Source organism: Altererythrobacter sp. H2, assembly GCF_035319885.1.
GTDB lineage: Bacteria > Pseudomonadota > Alphaproteobacteria > Sphingomonadales > Sphingomonadaceae > 34-65-8.
The window spans coordinates 606,644-619,179 of sequence record NZ_CP141285.1 but is presented as its reverse complement, the minus strand read 5'-3'; the positions used below and the strand labels follow the sequence as shown (position 1 = coordinate 619,179).

The 12,536-nt window shown below is 65.4% G+C and carries 14 protein-coding genes; 4 read left to right on the top strand and 10 right to left on the bottom strand.

All coding sequences use genetic code 11. The annotated features are described in order from the left end of the window. Positions 1-30: 30 nt before the first annotated feature. The 6 genes from queC to U4960_RS03010 form a co-directional block, all read right to left on the bottom strand. On the bottom strand, positions 31-732 hold the full coding sequence (gene queC / locus U4960_RS03035; RefSeq protein WP_324262139.1) for a 7-cyano-7-deazaguanine synthase QueC: 702 nt from the start codon (positions 730-732) through the stop codon (positions 31-33). 54 nt (positions 733-786) lie between these two features. Beyond that, on the bottom strand, positions 787-1,194 hold the full coding sequence (locus tag U4960_RS03030) for a DUF3617 domain-containing protein (RefSeq protein ID WP_324262138.1): 408 nt from the start codon (positions 1,192-1,194) through the stop codon (positions 787-789). Between the two features lie 90 nt (positions 1,195-1,284). Continuing rightward, positions 1,285-2,187: an Hsp33 family molecular chaperone HslO gene (locus U4960_RS03025; RefSeq protein ID WP_416379096.1), complete on the bottom strand. Its 903-nt coding sequence runs from the start codon at positions 2,185-2,187 to the stop codon at positions 1,285-1,287. A gap of 51 nt (positions 2,188-2,238) precedes the next feature. Next, positions 2,239-3,174: an ornithine carbamoyltransferase gene (gene argF, locus U4960_RS03020; protein ID WP_324262136.1), complete on the bottom strand. Its 936-nt coding sequence runs from the start codon at positions 3,172-3,174 to the stop codon at positions 2,239-2,241. Continuing rightward, entirely contained in the window at positions 3,174-4,358 is a 1,185-nt protein-coding gene (locus tag U4960_RS03015; protein ID WP_324262135.1) for an aspartate aminotransferase family protein, read from the bottom strand. The genes argF and U4960_RS03015 overlap by 1 nt, the downstream gene beginning before the upstream one ends. Positions 4,359-4,484: 126 nt before the next feature. Further along, a complete protein-coding gene (locus tag U4960_RS03010) occupies positions 4,485-5,252 on the bottom strand; it encodes a cold-shock protein (RefSeq protein ID WP_324262134.1) in 768 nt (255 codons plus the stop codon). A gap of 293 nt (positions 5,253-5,545) precedes the next feature. On the opposite strand from U4960_RS03010, the gene U4960_RS03005 reads away from it, so the two are divergent. From U4960_RS03005 to U4960_RS02990, 4 genes are read left to right on the top strand one after another with little or no spacing between them, the layout of a single operon-like run. Next, entirely contained in the window at positions 5,546-5,992 is a 447-nt protein-coding gene (locus U4960_RS03005) for a TIGR01244 family sulfur transferase (protein WP_324262133.1), read from the top strand. A gap of 33 nt (positions 5,993-6,025) precedes the next feature. Then, positions 6,026-6,442, top strand: a complete 417-nt coding sequence (locus U4960_RS03000; RefSeq protein ID WP_324262132.1) for a hypothetical protein — start codon at positions 6,026-6,028, stop codon at positions 6,440-6,442. Between the two features lie 4 nt (positions 6,443-6,446). After that, positions 6,447-7,382: a sterol desaturase family protein gene (locus U4960_RS02995; protein ID WP_324263161.1), complete on the top strand. Its 936-nt coding sequence runs from the start codon at positions 6,447-6,449 to the stop codon at positions 7,380-7,382. Between the two features lie 21 nt (positions 7,383-7,403). Next, entirely contained in the window at positions 7,404-8,990 is a 1,587-nt protein-coding gene (locus tag U4960_RS02990) for a GMC family oxidoreductase (RefSeq protein ID WP_324262131.1), read from the top strand. Between the two features lie 358 nt (positions 8,991-9,348). Here the strand turns inward: U4960_RS02990 and U4960_RS02985 are convergent, their stop codons facing one another. From U4960_RS02985 to U4960_RS02970, 4 genes are all read right to left on the bottom strand, one after another. Further along, the gene (locus tag U4960_RS02985) at positions 9,349-10,698 is read right to left on the bottom strand and encodes an ammonium transporter (RefSeq protein WP_324262130.1); all 1,350 of its coding nucleotides are present in this window, start codon (positions 10,696-10,698) and stop codon (positions 9,349-9,351) included. Between the two features lie 28 nt (positions 10,699-10,726). Beyond that, complete coding sequence (locus tag U4960_RS02980; RefSeq protein WP_324262129.1) at positions 10,727-11,065, bottom strand: P-II family nitrogen regulator; 339 nt, start codon at positions 11,063-11,065, stop codon at positions 10,727-10,729. A gap of 150 nt (positions 11,066-11,215) precedes the next feature. Beyond that, on the bottom strand, positions 11,216-11,917 hold the full coding sequence (locus tag U4960_RS02975; RefSeq protein WP_324262128.1) for an endonuclease/exonuclease/phosphatase family protein: 702 nt from the start codon (positions 11,915-11,917) through the stop codon (positions 11,216-11,218). 1 nt (position 11,918) lies between these two features. Continuing rightward, positions 11,919-12,491 (bottom strand): pyridoxamine 5'-phosphate oxidase family protein, encoded by a 573-nt coding sequence (locus tag U4960_RS02970; RefSeq protein WP_324262127.1) that lies wholly within the window; start codon positions 12,489-12,491, stop codon positions 11,919-11,921. Positions 12,492-12,536: the final 45 nt, after the last annotated feature.

Here is a 12,536-nt window from a genome sequence, read left to right as displayed (position 1 = left end):
CACGCAATATCTCCCAGATCCAGCCTTTGATCAGATTGTAGCGGCATAGCTGGTCGGATCCACCAGCCCCGCTTCGGCAAAGCCCTTCTGGCGCAACCGGCAGCTGTCGCAAAGCCCGCATGCGCGGCCGTCCCCCGATGGCGCGTAGCAGGACCAGCTCATCCCCGGATCAAGCCCGAGGCGCGCGGCTTGGCGAGCAATGTCGGCCTTGCTCATATGCTGCAAAGGCGCGTGAATCCGGCACGGTTCGCCTTCCACGCCAGCCTTGGTGCCGAGGCGCGCCATGTCCGTGAATGCCGCGATGAATTCCGGCCGGCAATCGGGGTATCCCGAGTAATCGAGCGCATTGACGCCGATGAAGATATCCCGCGCCCCCAGTGACTCGGCCCAGGCAAGGGTCAGAGACAGAAACACGATGTTGCGGGCCGGGACATAAGTGACCGGGATTTCATCGCTCACACCGCCCGTGGGAACGGCAATCTCGTCAGTCAACGCCGATCCTCCGAACTGGCGCAGGTCCAGCGGCAGGACGACATGCCGTTCGCACCCCAGCTCACCGGCAATGCACCGGGCAGATTCGATCTCGATCCGATGGCGCTGGTTGTAGTCGATCGTCAGGGCATTGAGGCGGTAGCCCTGCTCTCGCGCGATGCCCGCGGAAACCATCGAATCGAGCCCGCCAGAGAGCAGAACAACTGCTGCCGGCTGCTCACCTGATTGACCCTGTCGCATGTGTGCGGGGCTAATGACATTCGGCCCGCCCGGCAATGGCCGATCAGGCTGACCTCAACGACAGGCCCCGGTCCGCCGCGCCTCGGCTGTGAACTGGAACGGCTTGCCATCGGCAATCCCCTGGCTTTCCACCTGCGCCAAGGTGGCCGACTCCCGGCGGATGCTGGTACGGCCATATCCATTGCCAGCACAGGAATACTGGACCGTCACCTGCCCCGCACTGTCCTCCACCACGTAGCGGCTACAGTCCCCATTGCCGTGGCGCATCTGAATCAGCTCACGCCCGGTCCGCAGGCAGACACGGCGCTGTTCGCCCGTGCCGCGAAACCGCACCAGCCACTCACCGCGCTCTAGCCGGTCGAGCATAGCAAGGGCCGGTGCCTGAGCAGCGACCGGCGCAACCAACACCCCCGCTGCCGCGGCCGCGACCAGCGCCACCAGCTTGACTGAACTCACGTGCATCGGTTTCCTCCGTGTCGGGCACCAATCTGCCTCAATCACCGGTTACCTTTCATGACATACGATGAATGGTTGGTTAGCAGCGACGAACCGTTAGAGATTGAGCTGAAATACCTTCGAGCAGAACGCGCAGTCAACCAGTACGTGCCCGTCGTCGTTGCGCATCTGCGCCTGATCTTCAGCCGAGAAGCGGCTGATGACCGATTCGAAATGGCTGACGGTGCAGCGGCAGCCCTTGGCCAGTTCCTGGCGGACCTCGACCATCACCCGGTCTTCCTCGTGGAACAGCCGCCAGGTGATCTCCTCCAGTGTCAGCCCGCGGTCGACCAGTTCGTCATGCCGGATGCTGCCTGCCAGCACCGCAACATGCTCCCACTCCGGATCGTCGAAGCGCACGTGCAGGCGTTCACGCCCCTCTTCGCCGTCGGGCAAGTGCTGGACCAGCAGCCCTCCGGCCACGCATTGGCCGCCGTTGCGGGTCACACCGACGCGGATCAGGGTCGGCACCTGTTCCGATTGGGCGAAGTAGGCCTGGCACGCCTCGGCCAGGGATTCGCCCTCCAGCGGCACCACGCCCTGGTAGCGTCCGCCGTTGTTGGCCAGATCATAGGTGATGGCGAGATAGCCGCGACCGAACAAAGCGTAGAGCGAAGGGTTTGCACCCAGCTCCGCCAGCCGCTCGGGGTCGAAATCGGCATAGCCGCGCAGTTCCCCCGCCTTGTAATCGCACACCAGCAAACGGACAGCACCCTCCTCGGTCTGCGCCTGCATGGTCATCTGTCCGGCATCATCCTTGAGCAGGCTGCCCAGCAGCGCCGCCAGCACCAGGGCTTCGGCCAAGAGGTGCGCGATGGCCGGCGGATAGGCATGGGCGGCGAGAATGTCGTCAAGCACGGTATCCAGACGAACCAGCCGCCCGCGCGCGTCACGCGAGGGTACGACAAACGACAGGATGCGGTTGGAGTAGGTTTCGGTCTGTTGCAGCATCACGGCCATATGGGCGCTGGCACTGCGGAACGGAAGACCTGGCCGGCCCGTTAGGGCTGGTCAGATCCGGCCGAAGCACCACAGCAGGACAGATTTCTGCGCGTGGATGCGGTTCTCGGCCTCGTCGAACACGACCGATTGCCGGCCCTCGAACACCTCCTCGCTCACTTCATCGCCGACATGGGCCGGGAGGCAGTGAAGGAAGATCGCGTCGGCTTTCGCGCGTGCCATCAGGGCTGCATCGACACGATAGGGCTCCATGGCAGCCAGCTTTTCGGCGGCATGGGCCTGCCCCATCGATATCCAGGTGTCGGTAACCAGTACGTCCGCCCCGGTGGCAGCTTCGGCCGCGTCCTGCGTCAAGGTGATCCGCGCGCCCAGCGCCCGCGCCTGGGCGACAAAGCCCGCGTCCGGCTCATACCCCGCCGGTGTCGCCACGCGGACGTTGAACCTGAACAAGCCTGCCGCTTCGATGATCGAGTGCAGCACGTTGTTGCCATCACCGAACCAGGCCACTTCCAGGCCCGGCAGGGGCTTGCGGTTCTCCAGGATGGTCAGAATGTCCGCCACGATCTGGCAGGGGTGGGAGCGGTCAGTCAGACCGTTGATGACCGGGACAGTGGCGTGCCGGGCCATTTCTTCCACCTTGGAGTGGTCATCGGTGCGGATCATGATCGCATCGACCATGCGGCTGAGCACGCGGGCAGTATCGGCGATCGTCTCGCCCCGCCCCAGCTGGCTGGTACCCGAATCGAGGATCAGCGAAGAACCGCCCAACTGCCGCATCGCGATGTCGAAACTGACCCGGGTGCGGGTGGAGCTCTTCTCGAAGATCATGCCCAGCACATGGCCTGCCAGCGGCGCATCGGCGTCGGCCCGACCTTTGGGCCAGCCCATGCGCGCCGCCTTGCGCGTCACGGCATCGTTCTGCATCGCCGCCAGCGCATCGACCCCGGCGTCCGACAGGTCGAGGAAATGCCGCAAGGCCCCGCCCATCAGGCAGGAACCACGAAATCGGCTGTCCCGGCCGAGAGCTTGTCGAAGAACTCCTCGATTTCCGCATCGCCAATCACCAGCGGCGGCAGTATCCGCAGGGTGTTGTCGCCCGCCGCCACCGTCAGCAGCTGGTGGTTGTCGCGCAGGTGGACGTAGAACGGGCGGCTTTCGACCTTCATCTTGAGGCCGAGCATCAGGCCTTTGCCCCGGACCAGTTCGAACAGGTCGGGATAGTTGCCGATGAACTGTTCGAGGCGGGCGCGGATGCGCTCGCCCTTGTCAGCTACTTCGGCAAGAAACGCATCGTTGCCGACGGCATCGAGCACCGCCGTACCGGCCGCCATCGCCAGCGGATTGCCGCCGTAGGTCGATCCGTGCGTGCCGAATCCCATCCCGCGCGCGGCCTTTTCGGTGGCAAGGCAGGCCCCCAGCGGGAACCCGCCGCCGATCCCCTTGGCCGTGGCGAGAATGTCAGGCTCCACCCCGTAATGCTCGTGGGCGTAGAACTTGCCGGTCCGGGCCACACCGCACTGCACCTCGTCCAGCACCAGCATCAGGTCATGCTGGTCGGCCAGTGCGCGCAGGCCCTGCAGGAATTCGGGCGAGGCAGGGCGGATCCCGCCTTCGCCCTGGATGGGCTCGACCAGAAAGCCTGCAGTATTGGGCCCGATTGCCGCCTCGGCACCGGCAAGGTCGTCGAATTCGACATACTTGAACCCAGCCAGCAGCGGCAGGAAGCCCTTGTGCATCTTGTCCTGGTTGGATGCGCTGATGGTGGCCATCGTGCGCCCGTGGAAAGCGTTGTTGAACGTGATCAGCTCGAACCGGTCGGAGTTGCCGCCCGCCTGATGATAGGCCCGCGCCGTCTTGATCGCGCATTCGACCGCCTCCGCGCCGGAATTGGTGAAGAACACCGTGTCGGCAAAGGTCATATCCACCAGCCGCTGGGCCAGCGCTTCGCCCTGAGGACTGCCGTAGAGATTCGACACGTGCATCAGCGTGGCGGCCTGATGCTGGATCGCGCCGATCAGGCCTTCGTGGCTGTGGCCGAGCAGGTTGACCGCAATCCCGCTGGCAAAATCGAGGTAGCGGGTGCCGTCTTCGTCAATCAGGTGGCAATGCTCGCCACGAACCGGGCGCACCCCGGAGCGGGGATAGACGGGCATGAGGGGCGTGATCGACATCGGGTTGTTCCTGCTGATTCGGCGGAGGTTTGAAACGACAAATGGCGGCCCATCAGAGCCGCCACCTGCCGCGTTTGGGTGCCTGGAGCGGGCCGGTCCGACACACGGAACCCGCTGCAGAGGCGATCAATCGGACGCGCGCTCCAGATTGACGGCCGAGTGCTTGCCTCGTCGATCAACCTCGAGGTCGAACTGGTAACGCTCGCCTTCGTTCAGACCCGCAAGGCCCGAGCGTTCGACGGCGCTGATATGTACGAAAGCGTCCGGATGGCCGTCATCCCGGACCAGGAAGCCGAAGCCCTTGGTGCCGTTGAAGAACTTGACCGTGCCGGTCACCCGCTCACCGGTCAGCTCGCGCTGCGGCGCTGCCGGCTTCGATTCAACTGCAATCACGTCGCCGACCACTTGCAGGTCCTGCGCCGAAACCTTGCCGCCGCGATCAACCAGGTTGAACTGCAGCTCCTGCCCTTCGGCCAGACCTTCAAGGCCAGCCCGCTCGACCGCGCTGACATGGACAAACACGTCCTCGCCGCCGCCTTCCTGAGCGATGAAGCCGAAGCCCTTCTGCGAATTGAAGAATTTGACGGTACCTTTGCCGGTTCCGACAACCTGGGCGGGCATCCGGCTGAAGCCGCCACCGGCACCAGCGCCGGCACCGCCACCCGGGCCGCGCGGAGCGCCGCCACCGGGGCCCCGGTCACCGCCGCCGAAACGGCCGCCACCGCCGCCGCCACCGCCGAAGCGATCACCGCCACCGCCGAAACGATCGCGACCGCCGCCGTAACTGTCACCAGCAAAACCACCGGACGGGCTGCCGAACGGATCGAACCCTTCTTCCCCGAAACCGTCGCGCTTGTCCCGGCCTCGGCCGCGGCGCCCTTTATCGTAACCCATATACGTGCATTTACCTTCGTCGTGCCGCCTACGTCGCTGTCACGCCCGGCGCGCAAACGGCTGTCGCGCCAGACATGTCGCAGGGGAGAACGCAAGGCGCACCCCCCATGCTGCAAGACTCGCCCTTAGCCTAAAATCGTGCGTCATGCGAACGATTTGAAGGAATCGGACCCTGCGCGCGGAAACTGTGTCATTTGGGCATGGGCGCTGGCCCCGCCTGCCCCCACTTGCCAGCAGCGTTCGCCGCCGCCAAAGCTCTCCCGGTCCGACGCTGCTGCACCGAGGAGCATACCATGAGCCAGTTTCGCCACTTGACCGACACAATGTCCGCCAGCCCGCAGATTACGCCGGGCGATGTGGCCGCCGCAGCGGAGCAGGGTATCGCCCTCATCATCAACAACCGGCCCGACGGCGAGGATGACGGCCAGCCAAGCGGGGCCGAGATCGAGGCAGCCGCACACGCTGCCGGGATCGCCTATCGCGCCATTCCGGTCAGCGGTGGCGGATTTGGCGAGCCGCAGGTCAACGCCATGATCGACGCCCTGCAAAGCACGGACGGGCCGGTGCTGGCCTATTGCCGGTCCGGCACCCGCTCCACCCTGCTGTGGTCGCTTGCCCAGGCCAAACTGGGCATGAGCCCCGACGATATCGCCGCCGCTGCCCGGGCGGCAGGCTATGACGTGGCGCCCGTGCGCGGCGCGATCGACATGCTCCATGCCGGTGCGCAATCCGGCTCTTGATTGCTGACTGACAGCTGTGTCAGTAAGCAGGTCATGAACCCCGCCATCACCACCGCTCTGCTGCTCCAGTTCGGCGGTTCGTTGCTGGCCATCCTTGCGCTCGCCTGGCTGGCGCACAGGCTCGGGCTGGGCGGAGACACCCGGATTGCAGACGAAAGCCACGCCCGCGCCCTGGCGGACGAAGCCGTCTGCGGGTTCGAGGCCTCCGATGTCGTGATAGACCGCGCAGGCATGGGCGCCTTGCTGCGCGATGCCCGCGGGCGGGTCTTGCTGGTCCGCAGGCATGGGGCACATTTTGCCGCCCGCCTGCTCGACAGCTATGACCATGTCCGACTTGACCACGGCTACCTGACGCTTGGCACGGGTGACCGCCGGTTCGGCAGTGTCACCTTTGACCTGGGCCAGCGCGCGCCGGAATGGGCCGCCAGCCTGCGGCGGCTGGGTGCCTGAGCCGGTGCCCGATTTCTCTCCTGTCGATTATGCGGTTCCCGGCTTCGTGGTGCTGGTGCTGCTGGAAATGGTCTGGGCCTGGAAGAACCGGCCCGAAGCCTACGAACCGCGCGACACGCTGACCAGCCTCGCCTTTGGCTTGGGCAGCACGGTAGCAGGCGCGCTGACCGGAGGCGCCTTCCTGCTGCTGTTCCTGTGGGCGTGGCAGTTCCGCCTGTTCGATATCGGATGGGCCTGGTGGGCCTGGATTGCCTGCTTCGTGCTCGATGATCTCAAGTATTACTGGGTCCACCGCGCCGGGCATCGCGTCCGCTGGTTCTGGGCCAGCCACGTCAACCACCATTCCAGCCAGCACTACAACCTGTCCACCGCCCTGCGGCAGACCTGGACCGGGGCGCTCACCCTCGGCTTCGCCTTCGCCCTGCCGCTGGTGCTGCTGGGCTTTCATCCGGTGATGATCGCGATCTGCGGCGGCTTCAACCTGATCTACCAGTTCTGGATCCACACTGAGGCAATCGGCAAGATGCCGCGCTGGTTCGAGGCGGTGATGAACACGCCCAGCCACCACCGCGTCCACCACGCCACCAACCCGCGCTACCTCGACCGCAACTACGCAGGCGTATTCATCGTGTGGGACCGGATGTTCGGCACCTTCGAGGAAGAGCGTCCGGACGAGGAACGGATTCGGTATGGCATCGTCCGCCAGCTCGGCAGCTTCAACCTGCTGTGGGCGGTGTTCCACGAATGGATCGGCATGGTGCAGGACATCTGGCGCGCGCCCTGGCGGCACAAGCTGTCCTACCTGCTGCGCGAGCCGGGCTGGACGCACGATGACAGCCGCGACACCAGCGACATGATCCGCGCCCGCTGGCGCGAACGGCAGGCGCCGCAACCGGTGGCGGATGAAAACCCGATTGCGGACGGGCACGCGACCACCTAACCTTTCCGTAAAGGAGAGGTCATGGACAGGTTCGATTACATCGTCATCGGCGGCGGCAGTGCCGGTAGCGCGGTTGCGGGCAGGCTGGCGGAAGACGGCACCCGGCGGGTCTGCCTGCTGGAAGCGGGCGGCAGCAACAACAACCTGCTGGTGAAAACGCCGGGCTTCATGCCGTTTCTCCTCAAGAACTCCAACTACCGCTACGAAACGGTGCCGCAGAAGGGCCTCAATGGCCGGATCGGCTACCAGCCGCGCGGCAAGGGGCTGGGCGGATCGTCGGCGATCAACGCCATGGTCTACATTCGCGGCAACCGGTGGGATTACGACAACTGGGCCGCTCTGGGCTGCACCGGCTGGGCCTATGACGATGTCCTGCCCTGGTTCCGCAAGGCCGAAGCGAACGAGCGCGGTGCCGACGATTTCCACGGCGCGGGCGGCCCGCTGTTCGTTTCGGACCAGAAGTGGGCCAATCCGACAAGCGAGGCCTTTGTCGAGAGCGCGGCGCAGCTCCAGTTGCCCCGCAATGGCGACTTCAACGGAGAGCGGCAGGAGGGTTTCGGCCTGTACCAGGTGACTCAGCGCCAGGGCGAGCGCTGGTCCGCCTCCCGCGCCTATGTCGAGCCGCTGCGCGGCAGCGCCAACCTCGATATCCGCACCGGAACCGTGGTTGAAAAACTGGTGATCGCGCAGGGCCGGGTCACTGGCGTCGCCATCCGCTGCGGCAGCAAGCGCGAAGTGGTCCACGCGAGCGGCGGGGTGATCCTCAGCGCCGGGGCATTCAACAGCCCGCAGGTGCTGATGCTGTCAGGCATCGGCCCGGCCGAGCACCTGAAAGAGCATGGGATCGAGGTCATGCTCGACAAGCCGGCCGTGGGCAGCAACCTGCAGGATCATATCGATTACGTCTCAGGCTGGGCGACCGAATCGACCGTTCCCATCGGCGACAGCCTGGCAGGCACCGTGCGGATGGCGAAAGCGATCATCGAGCACCGGCGCAAGCGGACCGGGATCATGACCACGCCCTATGCCGAAGCGGGCGGGTTCTGGACCGTGATGCCCGATGCTCCGGCGCCTGACGTGCAGTGGCACTTCGTTCCTGCCGTGCTGGAAGATCACGGGCGCGAGAAGGTCAAGGGCCACGGATTTTCCCTCCATGCCTGCGTGCTGCGCCCGGAGAGCCGGGGGACGGTACGGCTCAACTCCGGCGATGCGACCGCCGCGCCGCGAATCGATCCCAATTTCCTTGAGGACGAACGCGACATGGCCGTGCTGCGGGGCGGCGTGCGCCTGTCGCACCGGATCGTCGATGCCCCGCCGCTGACCGGATACGGCCCGCGCGACCGCCATCCGATCAACCTCGATGACGATGACGAACTCGACCAGCTGGTCCGCAGCCGCGCGGACACGGTCTACCACCCGGTCGGCACCTGCCGCATGGGCGGCGACGAGGCGGCGGTGGTCGATCCGAGGCTCAAGGCGCGGGGACTTGAGGGGCTGTGGATCGCCGATGCCTCGGTCATGCCCAGGATCGTCAGCGGCAACACCAACGCGCCGAGCATCATGATCGGCGAACGCTGCGCCGACTTCATCAAGGCGTCTTCTGTTTAGCCTCAAGCGCCGGCGGGGCCATCCGGCCCCTCAGGCTATCCTCGCTCCCTTCGGTCGCTGCGGGCGGCCGTTCGGCCTTGCGGGCCTTCCAGGCCCGAGGCCCAACACAAGGCCCCGGTGCCTGGACTGATCCGGTCCGCGACCAGCGGACCGCAAGCGCGACCGCGCGTCCGCAGCGGCCCGACTAACGGGAGGAACAGCCGCGAGGAAGCACCCGCAACAGCGAGTGCGCAATCAGACACAAAAAAGGGGCCGGAGCGGCTGGCTCCGGCCCTTGTTAGGCTGTGTTCGCAGGAGGAACATCGTGCAGCGGGACCGGAAGGGGAGAGGATCTCCCGGTCCCGCCGAACCTTGGTAATCAGTTATAGGCGCGTTCCCCGTGTTCGGAGATGTCGAGCCCGTCGACTTCGGCTTCTTCGGTAACCCTGAGGCCGATGGTCAGCTTGACGATGTAGGCAGCGATCAGGGTGCCGATGCCGGCCCAAGCCAGGGTGACGACGACGCTGAAGAACTGCACGCCGAGCTGGTCGATCATCGGGGTCGAGCCATCGCCGGGGCCGCCGAGGAACGGCTGGTAGACCACTGCGGTACCGATGGCGCCGACGATGCCGCCGATGCCGTGGATGCCGAACGCGTCGAGCGCATCGTCATAGCCGAACTTGGCCTTCACCTTGGCGACGAAGTAGTAGCACACGATCGACGACACGATGCCGAGCAGGATCGCCCCGAACGGCCCGGAGTTGCCGGCGGCCGGGGTAACGGCCACGAGACCGGCAATGATGCCCGAGGCAAAGCCGAGCGCGGAGCCCTTGTGCCCGGCAATCCGTTCGATCACCATCCAGGTGAGCGCAGCGGCGGCAGTGGCAACGAAGGTGTTGATCATGGCCAGACCAGCCGAGCCATCGGCTTCCAGCGCCGAGCCGGCGTTGAACCCGAACCAGCCCACCCACAGCAGACCGGCGCCGATCAACGTCATCGTCATGCTGTGCGGGGGCATCGGCTCATTGGGATAGCCGCGGCGCTTGCCGAGCAGGTAGGCCAGCACCAGGCCAGAGATACCGGCGTTGATGTGGACCACGGTGCCGCCAGCGAAGTCGAGCGCGCCGTCTTCGAACAGCAGCCCGCCACCGGCCCAGACCATGTGCGCGATCGGGAAGTAGACGATCGTCAGCCACAGCGGCACAAATGCCATCACCGCGCTGAACTTCATCCGCTCCGCCGTCGCGCCCAGGATGAGCGCGGCGGTGATGGCAGCAAAGGTCATCTGGAAGCTGATGAAGACATACTTGCTGATGACTTCATCGGTGAAGGTGGCCGCCGTGCTGGAAGCATCGGTGCCAATCAGGAAGTAGCTGCCTCCGCTGATGAACTTGCCGAGCGTGCCTTCGTAGGTGGTGTCACCGAACGACAGGGAGTAGCCCCACATCACCCAGATGAGCATGGCAAGGCAGGCGGTCGCGCCGACCTGGGTCATGGTCGAAAGCATGTTCTTCTGCCGGGTCAGGCCGCCGTAGAACAGCGCAAGTCCGGGCAGGATCATCAGCAGGACGAGCAGGGTGGAGGTCATCATCCAGGCATTGTTGCCGGGGTTGGGAACGGCGGCAGCGGCCTCGGCCGCTTCCTGCGCGAATGCAGGGGTGGCTGCGAGCAGGGAGGCCGCTAGCGCCCCGCCTGCCCTTGTGGTCACCTTGGAAAGTGTTCGGATCATGGATTGGTCCCTCATGTCAGGCACGCGCTTACAGCGCGGTGTCGCCGGTCTCGCCGGTGCGGATGCGGGTGGCGGAGGCGAGGTCGAACACGAAGATCTTCCCGTCGCCGATGCTGTCAGTGCTGGCGGTCCGGGTGATCGTTTCGACCACTTGCTCGGCCACGTCGTCGCTGGCCGCTATTTCCAGCTTCACCTTGGGCAGCATGTTGGTGGAATATTCGGCCCCGCGGTAGATTTCGGTCTGCCCCTTCTGTCGCCCGAAGCCCTTCACTTCCGACACGGTCATACCGGCAATGCCGATGGTCCCGAGCGCTTCGCGGACTTCGTCGAGCTTGAATGGCTTGATGATCGCGATGATGAACTTCATCGTTCTCCCCTGCTTTGCCGCCGGAGAATGCACCGGCTTCGCATATGCAGCAAAAGCCGTGCCAGATGAGAAATTCACCGGTTTCGAGGGGTTTCTAGGCCCTTCAGCCATCGCGAGAGCCTGTATTTCTGCCTAGTTCGTAATCATTGATTAAAACTTGAGCAGCTCAAGCTCGGCCACAACGGGCAGATGATCGGAAGCCTGCGCGGCCCGGGCGCTGTGGTGCACCCCTTTTTCATGACAGGTCCATTCCGGCGACGTCACGATCCGGTCGAGCGGCGCGAGCGGTTGGCGCGAGGGGAAGCTGCGCCCCGTGTCCAGCAAATGCCATCCCGAACCGAATTCACCCATCGCCCCGCTGCGCACACCCCACTGGTTGAAATCGCCCATTACCACTGTCGGGCAGCCGGGGCCGCAACAGGTCACATGGTCGAGGATGCTGCGGATCTGGTCGCGGCGGCGCAGGCCCGAAAGATCGAGGTGGGTCCCCACCACCCGCATCCGCACGCCCTCCACCAGAAGATCGGCCCGTGCCGCTCCGCGCGGCTCCAGCATCGGCAGAACCACCGGCTCGGCCTCGATCACCTCGATCCCGCGCCGCACCAGGATGGCATTGCCATGCCAGCCGAGGCTGCGCGGACGGCGCGCCACTTCGACCGGTTTCCACGGCGTATCGTCAATCGCCGCGCGCTCCAGCACGCTGGCCCGGTCTCCGATCCGCAGATCCGCCTCCTGCAGGGCGATCACATCCGCATCGATCTCCCGCAGGACGGTGATGATCCGGTCAGCATCGCGGCGGCCATCGGTCCCCACCGCCTTGTGGATGTTGTAGCTTGCAAATTTCAGCCGCACGTCAGGCCGGACCTTCAGCCTCGCCGGCGATATAGCGGTCGGTCGGCCGCGCCGGCAGGCCGTCAATGCTCGCCAGCCGGATCGCATGCCTGGCCGCCCACTCGGACGGGTTGGACTGGCGATGGGCCTTTTTCAGCGTTTCACGTTCCCGCTCGAATGCCATCAGCGGCACGCCCCAGCCGCAGCTGGTCTGCACGCTCTCCACCGCGATGTCGAAAATCTGGCGGGTGCCGGGCAGGAGGGTGAAATGCGCTGCGAACTGCTCCCACTCCGGGTCCTGCGGCAGCACCGGGCGGCCGCGACCGTAAATTCGCAGGATCAGGGCCGGCTGCTGGAAATTGCAGAACATCAGCGTGATCCGGCCGTCTGCCATGAGGTGCGCGTTGGTTTCGTTGCCCGAACCGCCCAGATCGAGATACGCGACCCGGTCCGGTGCCAGCACCCGGAACGCGTCGTAGCCCTTGGGGCTCAAGTTGATCCGCGCGCCTTCAGCGGCGGTCGCAACGAAGAACACGGGCTGCTTGCCGATCATCGCGACATGCGCGTCGGTCAGGGTGTCGGAGAATTCGGCCATATGCGAAAGCCTAGGCGGGCGTAGCGCGTGCCGCAAGAAGAAGGG

Excerpts from the sequence above, each read along its gene's own strand:
- U4960_RS02980 (WP_324262129.1), bottom strand. The coding sequence starts at position 11,065 with ATGAAGTTCATCATCGCGATCATCAAGCCATTCAAGCTCGACGAAGTC.
- U4960_RS03015 (WP_324262135.1), bottom strand. The coding sequence starts at position 4,358 with ATGTCGATCACGCCCCTCATGCCCGTCTATCCCCGCTCCGGGGTGCGC.
- U4960_RS03000 (WP_324262132.1), top strand. The coding sequence starts at position 6,026 with ATGAACCCCGCCATCACCACCGCTCTGCTGCTCCAGTTCGGCGGTTCG.
- U4960_RS03025 (WP_416379096.1), bottom strand. The coding sequence starts at position 2,187 with ATGGCCGTGATGCTGCAACAGACCGAAACCTACTCCAACCGCATCCTG.
- U4960_RS03030 (WP_324262138.1), bottom strand. The coding sequence starts at position 1,194 with ATGCACGTGAGTTCAGTCAAGCTGGTGGCGCTGGTCGCGGCCGCGGCA.
- U4960_RS02990 (WP_324262131.1), top strand. The coding sequence starts at position 7,404 with ATGGACAGGTTCGATTACATCGTCATCGGCGGCGGCAGTGCCGGTAGC.
- U4960_RS03010 (WP_324262134.1), bottom strand. The coding sequence starts at position 5,252 with ATGGGTTACGATAAAGGGCGCCGCGGCCGAGGCCGGGACAAGCGCGAC.
- argF (WP_324262136.1), bottom strand. The coding sequence starts at position 3,174 with ATGGGCGGGGCCTTGCGGCATTTCCTCGACCTGTCGGACGCCGGGGTC.
- U4960_RS03005 (WP_324262133.1), top strand. The coding sequence starts at position 5,546 with ATGAGCCAGTTTCGCCACTTGACCGACACAATGTCCGCCAGCCCGCAG.
- U4960_RS02985 (WP_324262130.1), bottom strand. The coding sequence starts at position 10,698 with ATGATCCGAACACTTTCCAAGGTGACCACAAGGGCAGGCGGGGCGCTA.
- queC (WP_324262139.1), bottom strand. The coding sequence starts at position 732 with ATGCGACAGGGTCAATCAGGTGAGCAGCCGGCAGCAGTTGTTCTGCTC.
- U4960_RS02970 (WP_324262127.1), bottom strand. The coding sequence starts at position 12,491 with ATGGCCGAATTCTCCGACACCCTGACCGACGCGCATGTCGCGATGATC.